The sequence below is a fragment of the Clavibacter sp. GW821-FHT01D01 genome (assembly GCF_059422605.1).
The window spans coordinates 21273-44896 of record NZ_JBWKXC010000013.1; the positions used below are offsets into that span (position 1 = coordinate 21273).

The following is a 23624-nucleotide window of genomic DNA, read 5'->3' on the forward strand; positions in this document are numbered from 1 at the left end:
CCGCCGGCGTCGGACGCAGCCACGGCGGTGGGCCCGCGTGCACGGACGAGGAGAGGGTCAGGAGAGGGGATGACGGGAATCGAACCCGCGTGATCAGTTTGGAAGACTGAGGCTCTACCATTGAGCTACATCCCCGCGATGCCGGTGCCGCCGCCCCCGAGGGGCCGTGCGCCGGATGCGCGGGGTCCAGCGTAGCGCAGCCTCCCGTCGCCGGTGACCAGCGCCCGGCACGAGTCGGATAGGCTGTGCCACGGTCGGATCGGCTTCCGCGCGCCTGCACGTCGAGGTGGACGGTGCCCGCGCCGACCGAGGGAATGCGTGGCAGCCGGGGCGTAGCGTAGTGGCTAGCGCGTCCGCTTTGGGAGCGGAAGACCGCAGGTTCGAGTCCTGTCGCCCCGACCACATCCCCGACGACGAAATGCCGTCTCAGCCGAGGCGCGTACCGCGAACACAGGAGAACTCCACACGTGAAGACCACGGTCGAAAAGCTGAGCCCCACGCGCGTCAAGCTCGCGATCTCTGCCACCCCCGAAGACCTGAAGCCGCACATCGACCACGCATACGGCCACATCGCCGAGCAGGTCAACATCCCCGGCTTCCGCAAGGGCAAGGTGCCGCCCGCCATCATCGACCAGCGCGTCGGTCGCGAGGCCGTGCTGGAGCACGCCGTCAACGACGGCATGGACGGCTTCTACCAGGCCGCCGTCAAGGAGTCGGACATCCGCCCCCTCGGCCGCCCCGAGGCGGACGTCAAGGAGTGGCCCGGCAAGGACCTCACCGGCGACCTTCTCCTCGAGATCGAGGTCGACGTCCGTCCCGAGTTCGACCTGCCGTCCTACGAGGGCCTCGAGCTCACCGTGGACTCCGTCGAGGTCACCGACGACGAGGTCGGCACCGAGCTCGACAGCCTGCGCAGCCGCTTCGGCACGCTGATCACGGTCGACCGCCCCGCGAAGACGGGCGACTTCGTGCAGATCGACCTCACCGCGACCATCGCCGGCAACGCCGTCGACACCGCGAGCGGCATCTCCTACGAGCTCGGCTCCGGCGACCTCATCGACGGCATCGACGAGGCGCTCGAGTCCCTCACCGCGGGTGAGAGCACCACCTTCGAGTCGAAGCTGCTCGGCGGCGACAACGAGGGCGAGACGGCCGAGATCGCCGTCACCGTCCAGTCCGTCAAGGAGCGCGAGCTGCCCGAGGCCGACGACGACTTCGCCCAGATCGCCAGCGAGTTCGACACCATCGACGAGCTGCGCGAGGACCTCAAGGCGCAGGTCGGCAAGTCGAAGGTGTTCGGCCAGGTCACCCAGGCCCGCGACCAGATCGTCGACAAGCTCCTCGAGGGCGTCGAGATCCCCGTGCCCGAGAAGCTCGTCGAGGACGAGGTGCACCGCCACCTGGAGAACGAGAACCGCCTCGAGGACGACGTGCACCGCGCCGAGGTCAAGGAGTCCAGCGAGAAGGCGTTCCGCCAGCAGCTGCTCCTCGACGTCATCGCCGAGAAGGAGGAGCTGAAGGTCAGCCAGGACGAGCTGACCCAGTACCTCATCCAGGGCGCGCAGCAGTACAACATGGAGCCGAACGAGTTCGTCCAGGTGCTGCAGCAGAACAACCAGATCCCCGCGATGGTCGGCGAGGTCGCGCGCAACAAGGCCCTCGCGGTCGTGCTCGACAAGGCGAAGGTCGTGGACGCCGACGGCAAGGTCGTCGACGTCACCGAGTTCACGCAGCCCGTCGTCCGTGACGCCGACGCCGCCGAGCCCACCGACGCGGACGCCGAGGCCGTCGTCGCCGACGCTCCCGCGGAGGAGGCCGAGGCCCCCGCCGAGGCCGCCGTCGTCGAGGAGGCGCCCGCCGAGAAGCCGAAGAAGAAGGCGGCGCCCAAGAAGAAGGCCGCCCCGAAGGCCGCCGACTCCGAGTAGTCGCATCCGTCGGCCGCACGCACGCGGTCGGCAGCACGAGGGCCCGGGGAGCGCACGCTCCCCGGGCCCTCGTGCGTCCGGCTGCACCGCGGCGGCACCGCTCCGCCCGCGGCGGCGGCACCGCTCCGCCCGCGGCGGCGGCACCGCTCCGCCCGCGGCGAACACGGCGATCGGGCGGACGGCGCTCCGATAGATTCGTGACTCGAAGCGACGAATGAATGGGAGCTCGAACAATGGCCGAACCGACACTGGTACCCGGTGTTTTTGACCGACTGCTGAAGGACCGCATCATCTGGCTCGGATCCGAGGTCCGCGACGACAACGCGAACGAGATCTGCGCGAAGATCCTGCTGCTGGCGGCGGAGGACTCCGAGAAGGACATCTTCCTGTACATCAACTCGCCCGGCGGTTCCATCACCGCGGGCATGGCCATCTACGACACCATGCAGTTCGTCCCCAACGACATCGTCACCGTGGGGATCGGCATGGCCGCCTCCATGGGCCAGCTGCTCCTCACGAGCGGCACCAAGGGCAAGCGCTACATCACGCCGAACGCGCGCGTGCTGCTGCACCAGCCCCACGGCGGCTTCGGCGGCACGTCGAGCGACATCCAGACGCAGGCCCAGCTCATCCTCTCGATGAAGCAGCGCCTCGCCGAGATCACCGCGGGCCAGACCGGCAAGACCGCCGAGCAGATCAACGAGGACGGCGACCGCGACCGCTGGTTCACCGCCCAGGAGGCCCTCGAGTACGGCTTCGTCGACCACATCCGCGAGTCGGCGACCGACGTCGTCGGCGGCGGCGGCACCGAGACCTCCTAGAGCCCGCGACAGAGTAGACAGGTAAGAGAAGAGAACATGGAACTCCCCACCTTCGGCGGCGCCCGCGGCGCCGGCTCCACCGCCACGAGCCCGTCGTCGCGGTACATCCTCCCCAGCTTCGAGGAGCGCACGGCCTACGGCTACAAGCGGCAGGACCCCTACGCGAAGCTCTTCGAGGACCGCATCATCTTCCTCGGCGTGCAGGTCGACGACGCGTCCGCCGACGACGTCATGGCCCAGCTGCTCGTGCTCGAGTCGATGGACCCCGACCGCGACATCGTGATGTACATCAACTCGCCCGGCGGCTCCTTCACGGCCATGACGGCGATCTACGACACGATGCAGTACGTCTCGCCGCAGATCCAGACCGTGTGCCTCGGTCAGGCCGCCTCGGCGGCGGCTGTCCTGCTCGCGGGCGGAGCGCCCGGGAAGCGCCTCGCGCTCCCCAACGCGCGCGTGCTGATCCACCAGCCCGCGACGGGCGAGTCCAGCGGCGGCCAGGCCTCCGACATCGAGATCCAGGCGGCGGAGATCATGCGCATGCGATCCTGGCTCGAGGACACGCTCGCGAAGCACACCAACCGCGACCGCGACCAGATCAACCGGGACATCGAGCGCGACAAGATCCTCGGCGCGGACGAGGCCCTGGAGTACGGCCTCATCGACCAGGTGCTCACCTCGCGCAAGAACCTGACGGCGGCGATCCCCGCCCGCTAGGGCCTGCACGGAGGAGGGGCGGTCGGCTGATGCCGACCGCCCCTCCTGCGCGTCCCGGGTCAGGCGGCGGGCTCCTCCAGCTCGCCGCGCTCGACGGCCTCGCGCTCGAGCTCGCGGACGATGGGCAGGATGTCGGTGCCGAACCGGTCGATGTCCTCCAGGTAGTGGAGGAAGCCGAGCAGCAGGAGGTCGACGCCGCGCTTGCGGTACTCGACCATGCGGCGGGCGATCTGCTCCGGCGTGCCGATGAGACCGGTGCGGAAGCCGTCGTTGTACTGCACGAGGTCGCGGAACGTGGAGTCGGACCACATGCCCTTTCCATCGCCGGTCGACGCGCCCGCCTGCCGCACCGCCTGCCGGAAGCCCTCGACCGCGTCGGGGTTGGCCTTCGCGATGATCTCCTCGAGCACCTCCTGCGCCTCCTGCTCCGTGTCCCGGGCGATGACGAAGCCGTTCAGGCCGAAGCGCACGCGCTCCGTGCGCCCGGCCGCGCGGGCGGACGCCAGGACGTCGGCGCGCTGCTCCTCGAAGCCGGCGAAGTCCTTCCCGTTGGAGAAGTACCAGTCCGTGACGCGGCCGCCCATGGCGCGCGCGTCGGTGCTGTTGCCGCCCATGAAGATCTCGGGGTGCGCGCGGCCGGGCACGGCGACGGGCGGCGGCTTCAGGGTGAAGTCGTGGATCCGGTAGAAGTCGCCCAGGTGCGTGAAGTCCTGCTCCGTCCAGAGGCCCCGCAGCACCCGGATGAACTCCTCGGTGCGGCGGTACCGCTCGCCGTGCTCCAGCCACGGCTCGCCGAAGCCGACGAACTCGTCCTTCAGCCAGCCGGAGACGACGTTGACCGCCGCCCGGCCGTGCGACATGTGGTCGGCCGTGATGATCCACTTCGCGAGCACGCCAGGGTGCCAGAGCCCGGGGTGCACGGCCGCGATGACCTTGAGGCGCTCGGTGGCGAGCAGGAGGCCCAGCGAGAACGACGTGGACTCGTGCTGCTGGTCGGCGCCGTAGGAGGCGGCGTACCGCACCTGGCTGAGCGCGTAGTCGAAGCCGCGCTGCTCGGCGAGCTGCGCCACCCGGACGTTGAAGTCGAAGTCGAAGTGGGTGCGCTGCTCGATGTCGCTCGTCACGAGGCCGCCCGAGACGTTCGGGACCCAGTAGGCGAAGGACAGCGCGTCGGGGGATGCGGTGGCGGGGTTCTCGGTCATGCGGACATGGTGGGTGCGCCGGCTCCACGACGCCCCGTGTGTTGCGCCGTGTGACGGATCCGCGGACGCGGATACCACGCGACGGGCCGTGCTCCCAGGGGTCCGGGCGATGTCCCATGCACGGGTTAGGCTCGTGGCACACCGCACGACTTCCGGGGAGGCATTCATGGCACGCATCGGCGAGAGCGCGGATCTGCTCAAGTGCTCCTTCTGCGGGAAGAGCCAGAAGCAGGTCCAGCAGCTGATCGCGGGACCGGGCGTCTACATCTGCGACGAGTGCGTGGAGCTCTGCAACGAGATCATCGAGGAGCGCCTGGCCGAGGCCAGCGAGGAGACGACGGGGGAGTTCGAGCTCCCCAAGCCCAAGGAGATCTTCGGCTTCCTCGACGAGTACGTCATCGGGCAGGAGGCCGCCAAGCGCGCCCTGTCCGTCGCCGTCTACAACCACTACAAGCGCGTCCGCGCCGTCGGCACCATCGGCCCGGCCGAGACCGTGGGCGACGAGATCGAGATCGCGAAGAGCAACATCCTCCTCATCGGCCCCACCGGCTGCGGCAAGACCTACCTGGCGCAGACGCTCGCGAAGCGCCTCAACGTGCCGTTCGCCGTCGCGGACGCGACCGCGCTGACGGAGGCCGGCTACGTGGGCGAGGACGTCGAGAACATCCTCCTCAAGCTCATCCAGGCGGCCGACTACGACGTGAAGCGCGCCGAGACGGGCATCATCTACATCGACGAGGTCGACAAGATCGCGCGGAAGGCCGAGAACCCCAGCATCACGCGCGACGTGTCGGGCGAGGGCGTGCAGCAGGCGCTGCTGAAGATCCTCGAGGGCACCGTCGCCTCCGTGCCGCCGCAGGGCGGGCGCAAGCACCCGCACCAGGAGTTCATCCAGGTCGACACGACCAACGTGCTCTTCATCGTCGCGGGCGCGTTCGCGGGGCTCGAGGACATCATCAGCCAGCGCGCGGGCAAGAAGGGCATCGGCTTCGGCGCGCCGCTGCACCGCAAGGACGTCAACGCGGACGTGTTCGGCGAGGTGCTGCCCGAGGACCTGCACAAGTTCGGGCTCATCCCCGAGTTCATCGGCCGCCTGCCCGTCGTGACGACGGTCACCCAGCTCGACCAGCGCGCGCTGATGGAGATCCTCACCAAGCCGCGCAACGCGCTCGTCCGCCAGTACCAGCGCATGTTCGAGCTCGACGGCGTCGAGCTGGAGTTCGAGCAGGGGGCCCTCGAGTCCATCGCCGACCTCGCCGTGCTGCGGCAGACCGGCGCCCGCGGGCTCCGCGCGATCCTCGAGGAGGTGCTCGGGCCGATCATGTTCGACATCCCGTCGGACGACGAGGTGGGCCGCGTCGTCATCACCCGCGAGTCCGTGGTACAGAACGCCGCGCCGACGATCGTGCCGCGCGCGTCCCTGCTGCGGGCGGAGAAGTCCGCCTGACGCGCTGAGCGCCCGGCACGCTCGGTGTCCGGCCCGCGCACGAGAGCGCCGCACCCCTCGGGGTGCGGCGCTCTCGTCGTCGTGCCCCGTGCCTCAGCCGGCGAGCCCCCGGCGCGCGAGCAGCGGCTCGATGACCGCGTCGCGGCCACGGAAGTCCCGGTACGCCTCGAGCGGGTCCTTCGATCCGCCGACGCCGAGCAGCCTCGAGCGGAACCGGTCGCCGTTCGCGCGCGTGAGGCCGCCGTTCTCGTGGAACCACTCGACCGTGTCCGCGTCGAGCACCTCGCTCCAGATGTACGAGTAGTAGCCGGCGTCGTAGCCACCCGCGAACGTGTGCTGGAAGTAGCTCGACGCGTAGCGGGGGAGCACGGCGGGCACGTCGAGACCGACGGCGGCGAGGGCCTCAGCCTGGAACGCGTCGACGTCCTCGACCACGTCGTCGACCCCGATCCGGTGCCACGCCTGGTCCAGGAGCGCGGCGCCCAGGTACTCGCTCGTGAGGAACCCCTCGTTGAAGGCGCTCGAGGCTTGCACGGCGGCGACCAGCTCCGCGGGCATCGGCTCCCCGGTCTCGTGGTGCACCGCGTACGAGGCGAGGACCTCGGGCCACAGCATCCACATCTCGTTCACCTGGCTCGGGAACTCGACGAAGTCGCGGAAGACGTTCGTGCCGGCGAACCGCGGGTAGGTGACGCGGGCGAAGAGCCCGTGCAGGGCGTGCCCGAACTCGTGGAACAGCGTGTTCGTCTCGTCGTAGCTGAGGAGGGTCGGCTGGCCCGCGGGCGGCTTCGGGACGTTGAGGTTGTTGAGCACCACGGTGGGCGTGTCGAGCAGGGCGCTCTGGGAGATCAGCGGGTTCATCCAGGCACCGCCGCGCTTCGAGTCGCGCGTGTGCAGGTCGAGCACGTACAGGCCGACCGGTCCGCCGTCCTCGTCGCGCACCTCGAAGACGCGGGCGTCGGGGTGGTACGACTGGATGTCGGGGCGCTCGGTGAACGTGACGCCGTACAGCAGGGTGGCCGCGCGGAAGACGCCGTCGTGGAGGACGCGATCCGCCTCGAGGTAGGGGCGCATGCGCTCCGTGTCGACGTCGTAGCGCTCGGTGCGCACCCGCTCGCTGTAGAACGCCCAGTCCCAGGAGGCGAGCTCGAACGACGGCTCGCCGCGCTCCTCCTGCGTGCGGTCGATGACGCGCTGCAGCTCGACGGCCTCGGCACGGGCGTTGCGCGCCGCGGCGGGGGCGAGCCGGCCGAGCATCTCGGCCACGGCCTCGGGGGTGCCCGCCGTCTGGTCGGACGTGACGGCGGCGGCGTGGCTCGGGAAGCCGAGGAGGGCGGCGCGCTCGGCCCGGAGCCGCGTGATCTCGAGCACGAGCGGGCGGTTGTCGTGCGCTCCGCCCCGGGCGCCGCGCGCGAGCGACGCCTCCATGATCCGCCGGCGGAGCGCGCGGTCGGTGAGCTGCGCCAGGTACGGGTGGCCGGTGGGCAGGACGAGGGTGATGAGGTGCCGGCCGTCGAGCCCGCGGTCGGCGGCGGCCTGGGCCGCGGCGGCGATCGCGCCCTCGCCGAGGCCGTCGAGCTGCGCGGGGTCGTCCACGACCACGGCGAGGTCGTTGGTGTCCTCCAGGAGGTTCGACTCGAAGCGCGTGGTCAGCGTGGACAGGCGGCGGTTCAGGTCGCGCAGGCGGTCCTTCGCCGCGTCGTCGAGGCCGGCGCCGGCCACGGTGAACTCGGCCAGGTACCGCTCCACGAGGTAGACGGACTCGGCGTCCAGGCCCGCGTCGTGCCGTGCGTCGTGCACGGCGCGGATGCGCGCATAGAGGGCGGAGTCGAGCCGGATGGCGTCCGAGTGGGCGGCGAGCTCGGGCGCTATCCACGCGTCGAGCTCCCGGGTCCACTCCGAGCTGTCGGCCGAGGTCAGGGTGAAGAAGACGTGGCTGACGCGGTCCAGCGTGCGGCCGGCGAGCTCGAGGGCGACGAGCGTGTTCTCGAAGGTGGGCGGCTCGGGGGAGTCGGCGATCGCGCGGACCTCGGCCAGGTGCTCCGCGATGCCGGCCTCGAACGCGGGCCGGAAGTGCTCCTCGCGGATGTCGGCGAACGGGGGCATGCCGTAGGGGAGGGTGCTCGGCTCGAGGAAGGGATTCGGGGGCGTCGTCATACGGTCGAGCCTAGGCCGGACGCCCGCATAGGCTCGGACGGTGACGAGCGAGCGATACACCCACGGCCACCACGAGAGCGTCCTCCGCGTGCACAGCGCGCGGACCGTCCGGAACTCCGCCGCCTACCTGGAGCCGCACCTGCGGCCGGGCCTCGACGTGCTGGACGTCGGGAGCGGGCCCGGCACCATCACGGTGGAGCTCGCCGACATCGTCGCGCCCGGACGGGTGGTGGGCCTCGACATGTCGGACGACGTGGTCCGGCAGGCGCAGGCCCTCGCCGAGGGCCGCGGGACGGGCAACGTCGAGTTCGTGGTCGGCTCGGTGTACGAGCTGCCCTACGACGACGCGTCCTTCGACGTCGTGCACGCGCACCAGGTGCTGCAGCACGTCGGCGACCCCGTGCGCGCCCTCGCGGAGATGCGGCGCGTCACCCGGCCCGGGGGGCTCGTCGCCGCGCGCGACGTCATCTACTCCAAGGTCGCCCTGCACCCGGAGTCCGACGGCCTCCGGCTGTGGGCGGACGTCTACCTGCCCGTGCACCGCGCCAACGGCGGCGAGCCCGACGCCGGATCGCGGCTCAAGGCCTGGGCGCGCGCGGCCGGCTTCACCGACATCGCCTCGAGCGCGTCCGTCTGGTGCTTCTCCTCCGACGACGAGCGCGCCTGGTGGGGTGGCGCGTGGGCCGACCGGGCCGTGGCCTCGTCCTTCGCGGGGCAGGCGCTCGACGGCGGCTTCGCCGACGACGACGACCTGCAGGCCATCCGCGCGGGATGGCAGGCATGGGCGGCGGACGACGACGGCTTCCTCGCCATGCCGCACGGGGAGATCCTCGCGCGGCGCTGAACCCCGCCCGCCGGCGCGCCTGATCTCAGGTGCGCCGCGACGTGATGCGCGCCCCGCGACGGCGGCCGATCAGCCGTTCCAGCCGGGCGCGTCGACGCCCCGGAGGCTCCGGAGGACGGCGGTGGTCCGACCGACCTCGTCGTCGAGGCGGCCGTCGTGGCCCACGAGGGCGCGACGCACCCACGCGACGCGGGCGCGGTCGATGCGCGTCAGCATCTCGCGGCCCGACGGCCTGAGCGTCAGGACGATCTCGTCCCCGTCCGGCGTCTCGACGACGAACCGCCGGTGCACGAGGCTCGCGAGGCCCGGCGCGACGGCGGCGCGGGACGTGCGGCACCGGATCATGAGGTCGATGCGGGTCACCCGGTCGTAGCGCGCGATGATGCGGAGGAACAGCACCTGGAGGCCGGTCAGCGGCTCCCACACGGGCACCAGCGCCTCGTGCATGTCGTCCGACAGCGTCATGACCGCCTCGGCCAGGCGGCCCAGCGCGTCGTCGGTCGGCCCGGCGTCGCTCGGGGCTGCGGTCGTCGCGACGGACTCGCCGTCCGTCCTCCCCTCGGCGGAGTCCATGTCGTCCCCTGTCGTCTCAGCGGGCACCCGTCGCGGGCACCACGGCATGGGACCGCCGGCGGGGTCCGGGCCGGTCGGTCCTGACCTCGAGGATGGCACAGCGGCCCTCCTCCGCGCCGCCGTCAGGGTCAGGCGAGGAGGGGCGCGACATCGTCGCGCGAGCTGCAGGTCAGTCGTCGAAGGGGTCGTCCGTGGACTCGCCCGGGATGGTGATCGTCGCCGCATCCTCGATCGGGTCGTAGCGGATTACCGTGCCGTCGTCGAGCTCGACGACGGGCTTGCGCTCGAGCCACGTGAGCGTCCAGCGCCACGCGGACGTGTCGGCGTCGAGCGCCACCACGTCGGACTCGACCGTCTTCACGGCGAGGAGCACGACCTCGGGGAGCTCCGCCGGGGCGGTGCCGCCGAGGGGCCATCGGGTGCCGAGCTGCATCAGACGTCCTGCTCGTACGTGACCCAGGTGGTGCGGCGGGCGACGCGGTCGTACAGGCGCTGCGCCGGCGCGTTGTCCTCGGCGGTGATCCAGCGGAGCATGCTCGCGCCGTCGCGGCGCGCGGCCTCGGCGACGGCCGCGACCAGCTGCTCGCCCACGCCCTGGCCCCGCGAGACCTCGCGGACGTACAGGTCGTCGAGCAGGAGCCCGTCGGTGCCGCGCGCGAGGCGCGCGAAGCGGTGGAAGTGCGCCAGGCCGACGAGGGCGCCCTCGTGCGCGTCGTCGACGGCGACGAGCGCGGTGCTGCCGTGCGCGTCGTCGATGATGTGGCTCCAGGCCAGCACGGCGTGCTCGTCCGTCAGCTCGGTGCCGTAGAACTCGGCGTAGCCGGCGAACAGGTCGAACCAGGGGAAGAAGTCGCCGTCGCGGACGGGGCGGATCGAGATGGTCATGCGTCGGTCTCTCCTCGGGGCTCGACGGGCGCGAGCGTGATGCGGGCGACGGCGGGGCCGTCCCCCTCGGTGAACTTCAGGTCGGTGATGCGGCCCACGGCGCGCAGGTCGCTCGCGACCAGCTCGAGCGAGCGGATGTCGTCCGCGGATGCCGAGACGACGGCCTCGGAGACCGGGGTCCTCTGGGACGCCTTGGCGTCGGTCTTCGCGCGGCGGATGCCGACGAGGGCCCGGCCGGCGAGGGCGAGGAGCCGCGGGTCGGCGGTGCCGCCCGTCGCCGGGGCCCCCGGGCGGGGAGCCGTCGGCCAGGCGGCCGTGTGGATCGAGCCCTCGTGCGACCAGCTCCAGGCCTCCTCCGCCGCGAACGGCACGAAGGGGGCGAAGAGGCGCAGCAGCACGTCGAGCGCCTCGCGGAGTGCCGCGACCGCGGAACCGCGGTCGGCCGGGTCGGCGTCGGCGGAGTAGGCGCGGTCCTTCACGAGCTCGAGGTAGTCGTCGCAGAACGTCCAGAAGAAGCTCTCGGTGACCTCCAGGGCCCGCGCGTGGTCGTACTCCTCGAGGCCGCTCGTGGCGGTCTCGACGACCTCCGCGAGGGCGGCGAGCATCCCCACGTCGATGGCGTGCGTGGCCCGGGCATCCGCGGGGGCCTCGAACGAGAGGATGAACTTCGCGGCGTTCAGCACCTTGATGGCGAGGCGGCGGCCGATCTTGATCTGGGTCGGGTTCTGCGGGTCCATGGCAGCGTCGACGCCGAGCCGGGCGGAGGCCGCCCAGTAGCGGACCGCGTCCGAGCCGAACTGCTCGAGCGTGGCCGCGGGCGTGACGACGTTGCCCTTCGACTTCGACATCTTCTTGCGGTCGGGGTCGAGGATCCAGCCGGAGATCGCGGCCGTCCGCCACGGCGCGGCGCCGTGCTCGAGCTCGGCGCGGAGGACCGTGGAGAAGAGCCAGGTGCGGATGATGTCCTGGCCCTGCGGCCGCATGGAGAACGGGAAGACGAGGTCGAACAGCTCGGGGTCGCGCTCCCAGCCGCCCGCGAGCTGCGGGGTGAGGGAGGAGGTGGCCCAGGTGTCCATCACGTCGAGCTCGCCCTGGAATCCGCCGGGGACGCCGCGCTGCTCCTCGGCGTAGCCGGGTGCGGGATCCGACGACGGGTCGACGGGCAGCTGCTCCTCGGTGGGCGTGATGGCCTTCGCGAACTCCGGGTTGCCGTCGGCGTCGAGCGGGTACCAGACGGGCAGGGGCACGCCGAAGAAGCGCTGGCGGGAGACGAGCCAGTCGCCGTTGAGGCCGCCGACCCAGTTCTCGTAGCGCACGCGCATGAAGTCGGGGACGAAGCCGATCTCCCTGCCGCGGCCGATCAGGCCCTGGCGGAGCTCCTCGTCCCGGCCGCCGTTGCGGATGTACCACTGGCGGGTGGACACGATCTCGAGGGGCTTGTCGCCCTTCTCGTAGAACTTGACGGGGTGCGTGATCCTCCGCGGCTCGCCGAGGAGCTCGCCGGACTCCGTGAGGAGCTCCACCATCGCGGCCTTCGCGGAGAACACGGTCTTGCCCGCGATGGCCGCGTAGGCCTCGCGGCCGGCGTCGGTCGCGATGGCGGACGGCGCCTCGGAGACGATGCGGCCGTCGAAGCCGACGATGGCGCGGTTCTCGAGCTGCAGCTCGCGCCACCACACGACGTCGTTCAGGTCGCCGAACGTGCACACCATCGCGATGCCGGAGCCCTTGTCGGGCTGGGCGAGGTGGTGCGCGAGCACGGGCACCTCGACGCCGAAGACGGGGGTGGTGACGGTCGTCCCGAACAGGCCCTGGTAGCGCTCGTCGTCCGGGTGGGCGACGAGGGCGACGCACGCCGCGAGGAGCTCGGGGCGCGTCGTGTCGATGATGACGTCGTCGCCGTCCGGGCGGTGGAACGCCAGGCGGTGGTAGGCGCTCGGCTGCTCGCGGTCCTCGAGCTCGGCCTGCGCGACCGCGGTGCGGAAGGTGACGTCCCACAGGGTCGGCGCGTCGGCCTGGTAGGCCTCGCCGCGGGCGAGGTTCCGGAGGAACGCGCGCTGCGAGGCGACCTGCGCCTCCTGGCCGATGGTGCGGTAGGTCTGGCGCCAGTCGACGCTCAGGCCGAGGGTGCGGAAGAGGTCCTCGAACTGCTTCTCGTCCTGCTCCGTGAGGCGCTCGCACAGCTCGATGAAGTTGCGGCGGGAGATGGGCTGCTGGTCGGCCGGCTTCGACGTGCCGCCGGTCTCGGCGGGCGCGTAGCCCGGGTCGTAGGGGAGCGTGGGGTCGCAGCGGACGCCGTAGAAGTTCTGCACGCGGCGCTCGGTGGGGAGGCCGTTGTCGTCCCAGCCGAGCGGGTAGAAGACGGACTCGCCGCGCATCCGGCGGTAGCGGGCGATGACGTCCGTGTGCGTGTAGCTGAAGACGTGCCCGATGTGGAGCGATCCGCTGGCCGTGGGCGGCGGCGTGTCGATGGAGAACACGGTGCCCGCGGCGGCCTCGTCGCGGCGGAAGTCGTACGTGCCGTCGGCCTGCCAGCGGCTGCCCCACTTGGCCTCGAGGCCCTCGAGGGCCGGCTTGTCGGGGACCCGGGCGACGGGCGGTGCGGTCGCCTCCCGCGCGGTGTCCGGACGTCGTTCATCAGCCATGCGTGCTCCGGTTCCCTCGTGTGGACGGCACCGTGTCGATGGTGAGGTGCCTGCTGTGCGGGGTTCAGGTTACCGGATGGGGGCGGGACGACCGGATGCGCGGGGCTCCCGGCCCCGCGCATCCGGCCCTCCGGGCTAGGCGGACCGCTCGCGCGCGGCCTCCACGAACGCCCGGCGCATGGCCTGGACCCGTGCCGTGAGCTCGGCCGGGACACGGCCGTCGAAGCGGGCGAAGTGGGCGTCCACGGTGTCGAGCTCCTCGAGCCAGGACGCGGGATCGAGCGCCAGCAGCTGGTCGAGGGCGCCGTCCGCGAGGTCGAGGCCGGCGACGTCGAGGTCCGCCGCGCGGGGCAGCCCGCCGACGGGGCTCGGACGCACGGGCACGCGGTCCTCGACGCGGCGCAGGATCCATTCGAGCACCCGGGCGTTCTCCCCGAAGCCGGGCCAGAGTAACGCGCCGTCGGCGCCCGTCCGGAACCAGTTGACCTGGAAGACGCGGGGCGCCCCGGGCCCGAGGCCCCGGCCGACCTCGAGCCAGTGCCGCCAGTGGTCCGCCATGTCGTAGCCGCAGAACGGCTGCATCGCGAACGGGTCGTGCCGCAGCTCGCCGATCCGGCCCTCCGCGGCCGCCGTCCGCTCCGAGGCCATGGTCGCGCCCATCAGGACGCCGTGCTCCCAGTCCTCGGCCTCGGCCACGAGCGGGACGTTGGTGGCGCGCCGCCCGCCGAGGAGGATCGCGTCCACCACGACGCCGTCGGGGTCGTCCCAGTCGTCCGCGAGCGACGGGCACTGCTCGATCCCGACGGTGAAGCGCGCGTTGGGATGCGCGGCCGGGGTGCCGGACGCGGGCGACCACGGGCGCCCCTGCCAGTCGAGGAGGCCCGCCGGCGGCCTCGGCGTCATGCCCTCCCACCAGACGTCGCCGTCGGGGCGGAGCGCTACGTTCGTGAAGATCGCGTTCCCCCACACGGTCGCCATCGCGTTCGGGTTGGTGGCCTCGCCCGTGCCCGGCGCGACGCCGAAGAGGCCGCGCTCGGGGTTCACGGCGCGCAGGCGCCCCTGCACGTCGGGGCGGAGCCAGGCGATGTCGTCGCCCAGCGTCTCGACCGTCCAGCCGGGGATGGTGGGGGTGAGCATGGCGAGGTTCGTCTTCCCGCAGGCGGACGGGAACGCCGCGGCCACGTGGAACCGGCGGCCCTCGGGGCTCGTGACGCGGATGAGCAGCATGTGCTCGGCCAGCCAGCCCTCGTCGCGCGCCATGACGGAGGCGATGCGGAGCGAGAAGCACTTCTTGCCGAGCAGGGCGTTGCCGCCGTATCCCGAGCCGAACGAGATGATCTCGCGCGCCTCCGGGAAGTGGCAGATGCGCTTGTCGGCGTTGTGCGGCCAGGGGACGTCCGCGGTCCGCCGGCCGGCGTCGTCGACGAGGGGCGCGCCCAGCCCGTGCAGCGCCCGCACCCACGCGGTGTCCGGCCCGATGCGGCGGAGCGCCTCGTCGCCCATGCGGGTCATGAGCGCCATGCTCGCGACGACGTAGGGGCTGTCGGTGATCTGCACCCCGAGCTGCGAGATCGCTCCGCCGAGCGGTCCCATGGAGAAGGGGACGACGTACAGGGTGCGCCCGCGCATCGACCCCGCGAGCAGGTCGTCGAGCTCGGCGCGCGTCGCCGCGGGGTCGCGCCAGTTGTTGGTGGGGCCGGCGTCGGCCGGGTCCTCCGAGCAGATGAAGGTGCGGTCCTCGACGCGCGCGACGTCGGCGGGGTCGCTGCGGGCGAGGAAGCTGTGCGGGCGCCACTCGGGGTTCAGGCGGATGAGCGTGCCGGCGTCCACCATCTCCCGCGTGAGGCGGTCGTACTCGGCGACGCTCCCCGTGCACCACACCACCCGGTCGGGGCGGGTGAGGCGGGCGACGTCGGCGACCCAGGCGGCGACGCGCGGATCGCGGGCGTGCGCCGGGGCGGCGGAGCCGGGCGGGAGGGGGCCGCTGTCGCGGTCCGGGCGGGCGGCGCGGGGCGACGCGCCCCCGAAGCGGTCGTGCGCGCGGCCGGCGGTGCTGAGCGGGGGTGCGTCCTGCATGGTGGTCATGGATTCCGTCCTCGTCGATCGGGCTGTTGTTCCAGCCTGGGACCGGCCAGGATGGGGTTCGAGGATCCTGGGGCGTGAAGAAGCGCGGATGTTCACGGAGAGGTGAAGGAATGGACCAGCTCGTCATCGGCCGGCGCATCCGGCATGCGCGGAAGGGCGCGGGGCTCACGCTCCAGGCGCTGGGGGAGCGGGCGGGGATCCTGCCGAGCCAGCTGAGCATGATCGAGAACGGCCGCCGCGAGGCCCGGCTGTCCACCCTCGGCCGCATCGCGGGCGCGCTCGGCGTCGACGTCACGCACCTGCTCGCGGACGCGGCGCCCGATGCGCGCTCAGCCCTCGAGATCGAGCTCGACCGGGCGCAGCGGTCCCCGCTCTACGGCGGGCTCGGCCTGCCCGCGGTGCCCGCCAGCCGCGCGCTGCCGCAGGAGACCCTCGAGGCGCTCGTCGGCCTGCACCGCGAGCTCGCGCGGCGGGCCCGCGAGTCGATCGCCACGCCCGAGGAGGCCCGGCGGGCGAACACCGAGCAGCGGCTCATGATGCGGGCCCGCGACAACCACCTCCCCGCCATCGAGACGCTGGCCGAGGCGATGCTCGCGGACGTCGGCCACAGCCGGGGCGCCCTCTCGCACCGCAGCGTGAGCCGGATGGCCGAGGGGCTCGGGTTCGAGCTCATCTACGTGGACGACCTGCCGCGGTCCACGCGCTCCGTGACCGACCTCGGCGAGGGCCGGATCTACCTGCCGCCGGCATCGATCCCCGGCGGCCACGGCCTCCGGTCGATGGCGCTGCAGGCCATGGCGCACCGCGTCCTCGGGCACGAGGAGCCCGCCAGCTACGCCGACTTCCTGCGGCAGCGGCTGGAGATCAACTACTTCGCGGCCGCGTGCCTGATGCCGTTGACGCAGTCGGTCGAGTTCCTCGCGGAGGCGAAGTCGCGCCGCGACCTCGCCGTGGAGGACTTCCGGGACGCGTTCGGGGTGACGCACGAGGCGGCGGCGCTCCGCCTCACCAACATCAGCACCACGCACCTCGACCTCCGCGTGCACTTCCTGCGCGTAGGCGCGGACGGCGCGGTCTACAAGGCGTACGAGAACGACGGCCTGCCGCTGCCCGTCGACGTGACCGGCGCCGTCGAGGGCCAGCCGGTGTGCCGCGAGTGGGCGGCGCGCGGCGCCTTCGACCGGACGAACCGCACCACCGAGTTCCACCAGTACACGGACACGCCGGGCGGCACGTTCTGGTGCTCGACGCAGACCGGGTCGACGGTCGAGGGCGAGTACTCGATCACGTTCGGCGTGCCGTTCGCGCACGCCAAGTGGTTCCGCGGCCGGGAGACGACGGCGCGGAGCGCGTCGCGGTGCCCGGACGAGTCGTGCTGCCGTCGCGCCGACCCGGAGGACGCCGGCCGGTGGCGGGACCGGGCGTGGCCGAGCGCCCGCCTGCACGCGCACATCCTCGCGCCGTTGCCGCGGGGGCCCTTCCCGGGTGTCGACGACCGGGAGCTGTACGCGTTCCTCGACCGGCACGCCGGGGTCTGAGGCCGGCCCTCAGCGCGACGTGGGGTCGGGGTCGAGCCGGGGGACGGCGGCCAGGAGCGCCCGCGTGACGGGATGGGCGGGACGGGCGAGCACCTCGTCCGCTGACCCGCGCTCGACGACCCGGCCCTCGTCCATCACGAGGATCTCGTCGCTCATGTGCGCCACGACGCCGAGGTCGTGGGAGATGAGCAGGATGCCGAGGCCCAGCCGGCGCTGCAGCTCGTCGAGCAGGTCGAGCACCTGCGCCTGCACGGCGATGTCGAGGGCGGAGACCGGCTCGTCGCAGAGCAGGACGTCGGGCCGCGCCGCGAGGGCGCGGGCGATCGCGACGCGCTGGCGCTGGCCGCCCGAGAGGCGTGCCGGTCGGCGGCGGAGGACGAGCGCGGGATCGAGGCCGACCTGCGCGAGGAGCGTCGCCGGGGAGTCGACGGCGTCCGCGCCGCGGAGCCCCGCCACGGCGAGGGCGTCCTGGAGGATGCGGCCGACCGTCCAGCGCGGGTCGAACGACGCGAGCGGGTCCTGGTAGACGGCGCCTACGCGGGGCCGACGGGTGCGGCGGGCGCGCTCGGGGATCCCGCTCCACGGCTCGCCGTCGAGAGTCACGCTGCCCGCGTCGGGCTCCTCGAGCGCGAGGAGGAGCCGCGCGACGGTGGTCTTGCCGGACCCGGACCCGCCGACGAGGCCGAGCGTGCGGCCGCGGCGGACCTCCAGGTCCACGTCGTCGACGGCTGTGCGGACGGTGCCGCCCGGACCCCGGTAGGAGCGGCCGAGGCCGGTGGCGCGGAGGACTACGTCCCCGGCGGCGGTCGCCGGGGCACCGGGGGGCGCCGGTGTCCGGGCGGCGGCGGCCTCGAGCCGCGCCTCCGAGAGCGGGACGCCCCGCGGGACGCCCGTGGGGACGGCCGCCACGAGGACCCGGGTGCGGCGGTGGGCGGGGGTGCGGAGGACGTCCGCGGTGGGGCCCTCCTCGACGATGCGGCCGTCATGCATCACGGCGACGCGGTCGGCGAGGCGGGCCACGACGGCGAGGTCGTGGCTGACCAGCAGGGTCGCCTGCCCGCGCGTGCGCAGGTCGGCGAGCAGGTCGAGGATGCGCGCCTGCACGGTGGCGTCGAGCGCCGTCGTGGGCTCGTCGGCGACGAGCAGCGGCGGGTCGAGCGCCAGGGCCGCCGCCAGGAGCGCGCGCTGCCGGAGCCCGCCGGAGAGCTCGCCGGAGCGCTGGTGCGCGCGCGTCCCGGGATCCGGCATGCCGACCCGCTCGAGCAGCTCGAGCACGCGCGCCCGCCGTGCGCGCGGGTCGCGCATGCCGTGGAGGCGGAGGGCGTCGCCGATCTCGCGGCCGATGGGGCGCAGCGGGTCGAGCGAGGAGAGCGCGTCCTGCAGCACGAGCCCGACCCCCGTGCCGCGCACCCGCCGCCACTCGCGGGGACCGGCGTCGCGCAGGTCGCGCCCGGCGATCTCGAGGAGGTCGGCGCGGACCTCGGCGCCCGCGCCCGCGAGGCCGAGGAGGCTGCGCGCCGTGACGCTCTTCCCGGAGCCCGAGGTGCCGACGAGGGCGAGGCACTCGCCGGGGGCGATGCGGAGGGAGACCCCGTGGACGACGGGGACGCCGGCGAAGGAGACCCGGAGGTCCTCGACGCGGAGCGCCAGGGGCGAGGCGCCGGCCGTGGCGTCGGCGGACGCGGGGCGGTGCCCGGACGAGGGATCGCGGCTCACGAGGCGCGCACCCGTCGCTCGAGGGCGCGGCCGAGCACGGTCGAGGCCGTCGCGGTGAGCACGATCATGAGCCCGGGCACGACCGTCAGCCAGGGAGCGGAGCCGATGTAGGTGCGCCCGGCGGCGAGCATCGCGCCCCACTCCGGATCCGGCGGCACCGTGCCGAGGCCGAGGTAGCTGAGGGACGACGCCCAGACGATCGCCTGCCCGACGCCCAGCGTCCCCAGCACGAAGAGGGGGGCCGCCGTGTTCGGCAGGATGTGCCGCGCGAGGACGACGAGCGGCGGACGCCCGAGGACCGTGGCGGCCTCGACGTAGGCGGAACGCCGCACCGACATGACCCGGCCGCGGATGATGCGCGCGTAGCCGGGCGCCGCGGAGATCCCCACGGCGAGGGTGGCGCTGCCGATGCCGGACCCGAGGATCACGATGAGGAAGAGCGCCAGCAGCAGGCCCGGGAACGCGAACACCACCTCGATGACGCGGTTGACCGCGAAGTCCGCGATGCGCCCGAGCAGCGCCGCGAGCAGCCCGAGGACCGCGCCGAGGCCCAGCCCGATGGCCGTCGCGCTCACGCCGATGACGAGGCTGGGACCCGCGCCGTGGACGACGCGCGTCAGGACGTCGCGCCCCGACTCGTCGGTGCCGAGCAGGTGCCCGGCACCCGGCGGCCGGAAGGCCTCGGCGGGGGCGATGGCGAGCGGGTCCCCGGGCGCGAGGAGGCCGGGCGCGAGCGCGGCGGCCACGAGGAGTGCGACCACGAGGCCCGCGCCCGCGGTGCCGGCGGCGGCGAGGACGCGCAGCGGCGGCCGGGAGGGCGCGGCGGCGAGGAGCGTCTCGGCGCGGGGATCGCTCATCGCGCGACCGCCGGCGCGTCGGCGTCGGCTCCGGGCGCGGAGGTCGGCACGGGACCGGTGCGGGCGTCCACCAGGCGCGGGTCGACGAGGCGCGCGAGCAGGTCGGTCACGGCGGTGAGCACGATGTAGATCACGGCAACCACGAGCACGACGCCCACGATGACGGGCACGTCGCGGCTCGTCACGGCCGAGAGGGCCGTGCGTCCGAGGCCGGGCCGGGCGAAGATCTGCTCGACGACCACGGCGCCGGAGATGAGGAAGCCGAACGCCCAGCCGGACAACGCGATGCCGGGAGCGGCCGCGTGCCGGAGCGCGTGCCGGAGCCGGACGCCCGCCTCGGACTCCCCGCGGGCGCGCGCGGCGAGCGCGAAGGGGGAGTCCAGGGCGTCCAGCAGCGCCTCGCGCATGATCTGGCCGAGGAAGCCGGCCAGCGGGATCGCCAGCGTGAGCACGGGAAGGACGAGCCCTGCCGGTCCCGATCCGCTCACCGCGGGCAGCCAGCCGAGGCCGGTGGAGAACACGAGGATCAGCACCACGCCGATCCAGAAGTGCGGCAGCGACGCGGCGACGATCTCCACGCCCGCCCCCAGTGCCCCCGCCACGCGCCCGGCGCCCGTGGAGACCAGGGCGAGCCCGAGCGCGAGGACCCAGGCGACGACGAGCGCCAGCACCGCGACGAGCAGCGTGCCCGGCAGCTGGCGCGCGAGCACCGCGGCCACGTCCTCGCGGAGCGCGTACGAGCGGCCGAGGTCGCCCTGGAGGAGCCGGCCGAGCTGGGCGAGGTACTGCACGATCAGCGGCTGGTCGAAGCCGTACTCCGCGCGCACGGCGGCCACCGCCTCGGGCGGGGCCTGCGAGCCCGGCCCGCCGAGGACGGCCTGCGCGGGATCGCCCGGGATGAGCCGCACGGCGAGGAACGTCACCGTCGCCACCGCCCAGAGCACGAGCGCCGCGCCGCCGATCCGCGCGCCCACGGACCGCGCGAGGGCGGGGACGCGGGAGCGGGACGCGGTGGCGCGGCCCCGGGTCACCGGGCGAGCCAGGTGTCGTACAGCGTCGGCGTCGCCACCGACGGGAGCGCGCGGAGGCCCTGCACGTCGGTGCCGAGCAGGAAGTGGTTCTGCTGGTCGTAGAGCGGCAGGATCCAGTGCCCCTCCATCACCCGGCGCTGCACGTCGGCGTAGAGCGCGTTCCGGCGGTCCAGGTCGGTCGTGGAGCGCGCCTCGGCGAGCGCCTGGTCGATCTCGGGGACCGACACCTTGGCGTGGTTCGCGAAGTAGCCGCTCGGGGCGGGGGTGATGCCCGAGGTGTCGTACAGGATCCGCAGCACGTCGGGTCCGGCCTTCGTGTAGGGGGCGCTGACGAGCTCGTACGCGTCGTCCCCGAGGGCCTCGTACCAGGAGCCGAGGTCCAAGGGCTCCAGCTGCACGTCGAAGCCGACCTCCTTGGTGGTGGCCTGGATCTGCTCGAAGAGCGACTGCTCCGCGGGGATCGACTGGTTGGTGCTCACGGGGAAGCGGAGGGTGAGTCGCTGGCCGTCGCGCGTGCGGATCCCGTCGGCGTCCCGCGCCTGCCAGCCGGCCTCGTCGAGCAGCCGGCCCGCGCGGTCGACGTCGATCTCGAACGGGTCGGGGTCGGAGACGCCGGCGGGCTCGGTGCTCGCGAGCGGCGAGTGGGAGCGCTCGGCCGTGCCCTGGAACAGGGCTGTGATGCCGGCGTCGACGTCGGCCGACCGGACGAAGGCCTCGCGGACGCGCGCGTCGTCGAAGGGCGCCTGCCCGGAGTTCAGCTCGATGCGGTTGGAGGCGCCGGGCCGCGGCGCGTCCAGCTCCCCGAGCGTCCCGGCGGCCGTCGCGGACGCGATCGCGTCGGGCTGCGCGTTGTCGATCACGTCGACCTCGCCGCTCTGGAGCGCGGCGTAGCGGGAGGCGGAGTCGGGCAGGAAGCGCCAGTCGATGCGCTCGAGGTACGCGGGCCCCGTGTGCTCGGCGTCGGCGGGCGGCGAGGAGTAGTCGTCGTTGCGGACCAGCGAGATGGACTGCTGGCGGTCCCACCGCTCGACGGCGAACGGGCCCGTGCCGATCGGCTGGGCGCAGTTCGCGTCGGTGCCGCGGGCGATGCCGGCGGGCGACTCCATGGCGAGCCACGGCTGCGAGAGCGACTCCAGGAGCGCGCTGTCGGGGGTGGAGAGGGTCAGCTGAACGGTGGACGCGTCGACGGCGGTCGCGTCGGTGACCGCCTGCAGCGCGAGGTACCCGGTGCTGGAGAGCGTCGCCGGGTCCTGCACGTGCTGGATGTTCGCGACCACCGCGTCGGCGTCGAACGGGGTGCCGTCGGTGAAGGCCACGCCCTCGCGCAGCTGCAGCGTCAGGCCGAGCCCGTCGTCGCTCCAGGCCCAGGTCTCGGCGAGCCACGGCGTGATGCCGCCCTCGCCGTCGAGCGACACGAGCGGCTCGAGGAACTGCGAGGACACGAGCGCCTGCGGGTAGTTGCCGCCGACGTGCGGGTCGAGGCACTCGGGCTCGGCGTCGCCCGACGCGTAGACGAGCGTGCCGCCGGAGACGGGCGTGGTGGGCGCCTCGGGGGCGGCGGGGGTGCAGCCGGAGAGGACGAGGGCGGTCGCGGCGAGGGCGCCGAGGCCCGCGAGGGCGCGGGCGCGCGAGGTGGGGATCATGGGTGCTTCCGATGGGAGCGCCGGTCGGGCGCGGGGAGGGGTTTCTGTACCGCGTCCAACAATACGCGTCCCGGACGACGCCCGTGCGCCAGGATGGGCGCATGACCTCCGCCCGTCCCGCCGGCCGCCCGCGCCGATCGTCGCGGGCGACGCTCGAGGAGGCCGCCGCGGAGCTCTTCCTCGAGAACACCTACGCGGCGACGACGGTGGAGCAGATCGCGCAGCGCGCCGGCGTCAGCCGCGCCACCTTCTTCAACTACTTCGCCTCCAAGGCCGACCTCCTCTGGGCCGGCCTCGACGACACCCTGCACGCGCTCGGCCAGGCGCTGGCCGCGGCGGACCTCCGACGCCCGCCCGTCGACGCCGTGGTGGAGTCCCTCGTGGACGCGGCGCGCGACCGCGGCGAGGGGTGGCTGCCGCTGGCGCTGACCCAGCACGAGGTCATGGGGCTCGGCGCGGCCGTCGCGGGGGAGGGCGTCGCCCGCGCGGCGCCGCTCGTGGATCCCGTCGCCCAGGCCCTCGCGCGCGGTGCCGGCCTCCGCGCCGCCGACGCGCGCGTGCGGGTGGCCGCGGCCGTCATCGCCGCCGCGACGGCCGCCGCCGTCGTCGCCTGGGCCGCCGACGGGGTCGCCCGCGGGCCGCTGGAGGACGCGGTGCGCCGGGCGCTCGACCCGCTCCGTCCCGCGCTCGCGGCGCAGCTCTGCTGAGCCGCCGGACGGCCGCCGCGCCCCCGGGGGCGGCCCCGCCGGCCGCGCCCCGCTCGGCGGACCAGGATGATCCCATGACCGACGACGCCCGCCGCCCCGACCACGACGCCCTCGCCTCCAGCTTCGGCGCGGTGGCCGACCACTACGACCGCGTGCGCCCCGGCTACCCCGAGGCCGCCGTCGAGTGGATGCTCCCCTCGGGTGCCCGCCGCGTGGTCGACCTCGGCGCGGGCACCGGCAAGCTCACGCGCCTGCTCGCCGCGCGCGGCCTGCAGGTCACCGCGGTGGAGCCCGACGCCGGCATGCGCGCCGTGCTGGCCGCGGCGTCCCCCGACGTCGACGTCCGCGCGGGATCCGGCGAGGCGATGCCCCTCGGCGACGGCGAGGAGGACGCGGTCCTCGTCGCCCAGGCGTGGCACTGGATGGACGCGGGGGAGGCAGCCCGCGAGGCCGCGCGCGTCCTCCGCCCCGGCGGCCGCCTCTGCCTCGTGTGGAACGCGATGGACGTGCGCGAGGACTGGGTCCGCGAGCTCGACGCGCTCCTCCAGCCGGGACGCCGCCCGCGCGGGCCCGGGCGGGAGCCCGGCCCGTTCCCCGGCTTCGGCCCCGTCGAGCACGCTTCCTTCCCGCACCGGCACCGCACGACCCCCGACGACGTCGTGGCGCTCGCCGGATCCATCAGCCGCCTCATCGTGCTGCCCGACCCCGAGCGCGCGCGGGCGCTCGACGACGTCCGCACGCTCCTCGCGGCCCACCCCGACACCGCGGGGCGCGACGAGCTCGAGCTCCCCTGGCGGGCCGACGCCTACCGCGCCCAGCTCGGCGGCTAGG

Annotated in this window: 19 protein-coding genes and 2 tRNA genes; 9 read left to right on the forward strand and 12 right to left on the reverse strand. The window is 73.7% G+C overall.

Features of this window, described 5'->3' with window-relative positions; genetic code table 11:
• Nucleotides 1–64: 64 nt before the first annotated feature.
• Nucleotides 65–135 (reverse strand) — tRNA-Gly (locus AC07VC_RS14695).
• A 191-nt stretch (nt 136–326) separates the two neighbouring features.
• On the opposite strand from AC07VC_RS14695, the gene AC07VC_RS14700 reads away from it, so the two are divergent.
• The 4 genes from AC07VC_RS14700 (at nt 327) to AC07VC_RS14715 (ending at nt 3463) form a co-directional block, all read left to right on the forward strand.
• Nucleotides 327–402: transfer RNA gene (locus AC07VC_RS14700), tRNA-Pro, on the forward strand.
• A 65-nt stretch (nt 403–467) separates the two neighbouring features.
• Nucleotides 468–1925, forward strand: a complete 1458-nt coding sequence (gene tig / locus AC07VC_RS14705) for a trigger factor (RefSeq protein WP_494675714.1) — start codon at nt 468–470, stop codon at nt 1923–1925.
• Nucleotides 1926–2158: 233 nt separating this feature from the next.
• Nucleotides 2159–2746: an ATP-dependent Clp protease proteolytic subunit gene (locus AC07VC_RS14710; protein ID WP_012038150.1), complete on the forward strand. Its 588-nt coding sequence runs from the start codon at nt 2159–2161 to the stop codon at nt 2744–2746.
• A 36-nt stretch (nt 2747–2782) separates the two neighbouring features.
• A complete protein-coding gene (locus AC07VC_RS14715; protein ID WP_012038151.1) occupies nt 2783–3463 on the forward strand; it encodes an ATP-dependent Clp protease proteolytic subunit in 681 nt (226 codons plus the stop codon).
• A 59-nt stretch (nt 3464–3522) separates the two neighbouring features.
• Here the strand turns inward: AC07VC_RS14715 and sfnG are convergent, their stop codons facing one another.
• Nucleotides 3523–4665, reverse strand: a complete 1143-nt coding sequence (sfnG, locus tag AC07VC_RS14720) for a dimethylsulfone monooxygenase SfnG (protein ID WP_317229493.1) — start codon at nt 4663–4665, stop codon at nt 3523–3525.
• Nucleotides 4666–4831: 166 nt separating this feature from the next.
• Between sfnG and clpX the strand changes: the two genes are divergently transcribed.
• Nucleotides 4832–6112, forward strand: a complete 1281-nt coding sequence (clpX, locus tag AC07VC_RS14725) for an ATP-dependent Clp protease ATP-binding subunit ClpX (RefSeq protein WP_094115696.1) — start codon at nt 4832–4834, stop codon at nt 6110–6112.
• A 93-nt stretch (nt 6113–6205) separates the two neighbouring features.
• Here the strand turns inward: clpX and AC07VC_RS14730 are convergent, their stop codons facing one another.
• Nucleotides 6206–8269, reverse strand: a complete 2064-nt coding sequence (locus AC07VC_RS14730) for a M3 family metallopeptidase (RefSeq protein ID WP_494675715.1) — start codon at nt 8267–8269, stop codon at nt 6206–6208.
• Nucleotides 8270–8309: 40 nt separating this feature from the next.
• Here AC07VC_RS14730 and AC07VC_RS14735 point away from each other — a divergent pair, with 40 nt between their 5' ends.
• Entirely contained in the window at nt 8310–9113 is an 804-nt protein-coding gene (locus tag AC07VC_RS14735; protein WP_494675716.1) for a methyltransferase domain-containing protein, read from the forward strand.
• Between the two features lie 69 nt (nt 9114–9182).
• Here the strand turns inward: AC07VC_RS14735 and AC07VC_RS14740 are convergent, their stop codons facing one another.
• From AC07VC_RS14740 to AC07VC_RS14760, 5 genes are all read right to left on the reverse strand, one after another.
• Nucleotides 9183–9686 (reverse strand): MarR family transcriptional regulator, encoded by a 504-nt coding sequence (locus AC07VC_RS14740; RefSeq protein ID WP_494675717.1) that lies wholly within the window; start codon nt 9684–9686, stop codon nt 9183–9185.
• A 169-nt stretch (nt 9687–9855) separates the two neighbouring features.
• Entirely contained in the window at nt 9856–10119 is a 264-nt protein-coding gene (locus AC07VC_RS14745) for a hypothetical protein (RefSeq protein ID WP_094115700.1), read from the reverse strand.
• Nucleotides 10119–10571 (reverse strand): GNAT family N-acetyltransferase, encoded by a 453-nt coding sequence (locus AC07VC_RS14750; protein WP_494675718.1) that lies wholly within the window; start codon nt 10569–10571, stop codon nt 10119–10121. Before AC07VC_RS14750 ends, AC07VC_RS14745 begins: the two co-directional genes overlap by 1 nt.
• On the reverse strand, nt 10568–13216 hold the full coding sequence (gene valS, locus AC07VC_RS14755) for a valine--tRNA ligase (protein ID WP_494675719.1): 2649 nt from the start codon (nt 13214–13216) through the stop codon (nt 10568–10570). Before valS ends, AC07VC_RS14750 begins: the two co-directional genes overlap by 4 nt.
• Before the next feature lie 135 nt (nt 13217–13351).
• Complete coding sequence (locus AC07VC_RS14760) at nt 13352–15301, reverse strand: phosphoenolpyruvate carboxykinase (GTP) (protein WP_494675720.1); 1950 nt, start codon at nt 15299–15301, stop codon at nt 13352–13354.
• Between the two features lie 110 nt (nt 15302–15411).
• Here AC07VC_RS14760 and AC07VC_RS14765 point away from each other — a divergent pair, with 110 nt between their 5' ends.
• Nucleotides 15412–16839, forward strand: a complete 1428-nt coding sequence (locus AC07VC_RS14765; RefSeq protein ID WP_494675721.1) for a helix-turn-helix domain-containing protein — start codon at nt 15412–15414, stop codon at nt 16837–16839.
• Nucleotides 16840–16848: 9 nt separating this feature from the next.
• Here AC07VC_RS14765 and AC07VC_RS14770 read toward each other — a convergent pair whose 3' ends face one another.
• From AC07VC_RS14770 to AC07VC_RS14785, 4 genes are read right to left on the reverse strand one after another with little or no spacing between them, the layout of a single operon-like run.
• Complete coding sequence (locus AC07VC_RS14770; RefSeq protein ID WP_494675722.1) at nt 16849–18555, reverse strand: dipeptide ABC transporter ATP-binding protein; 1707 nt, start codon at nt 18553–18555, stop codon at nt 16849–16851.
• Entirely contained in the window at nt 18552–19412 is an 861-nt protein-coding gene (locus AC07VC_RS14775; protein ID WP_494675723.1) for an ABC transporter permease, read from the reverse strand. The genes AC07VC_RS14770 and AC07VC_RS14775 overlap by 4 nt, the downstream gene beginning before the upstream one ends.
• Nucleotides 19409–20443, reverse strand: a complete 1035-nt coding sequence (locus AC07VC_RS14780) for an ABC transporter permease (protein WP_494675724.1) — start codon at nt 20441–20443, stop codon at nt 19409–19411. The genes AC07VC_RS14775 and AC07VC_RS14780 overlap by 4 nt, the downstream gene beginning before the upstream one ends.
• A complete protein-coding gene (locus AC07VC_RS14785; RefSeq protein WP_494675725.1) occupies nt 20440–22086 on the reverse strand; it encodes an ABC transporter substrate-binding protein in 1647 nt (548 codons plus the stop codon). The genes AC07VC_RS14780 and AC07VC_RS14785 overlap by 4 nt, the downstream gene beginning before the upstream one ends.
• 101 nt (nt 22087–22187) lie before the next feature.
• On the opposite strand from AC07VC_RS14785, the gene AC07VC_RS14790 reads away from it, so the two are divergent.
• Nucleotides 22188–22793, forward strand: a complete 606-nt coding sequence (locus AC07VC_RS14790) for a TetR/AcrR family transcriptional regulator (RefSeq protein ID WP_494675726.1) — start codon at nt 22188–22190, stop codon at nt 22791–22793.
• A gap of 74 nt (nt 22794–22867) precedes the next feature.
• Complete coding sequence (locus tag AC07VC_RS14795) at nt 22868–23623, forward strand: class I SAM-dependent methyltransferase (protein WP_494675727.1); 756 nt, start codon at nt 22868–22870, stop codon at nt 23621–23623.
• Nucleotide 23624: the final 1 nt, after the last annotated feature.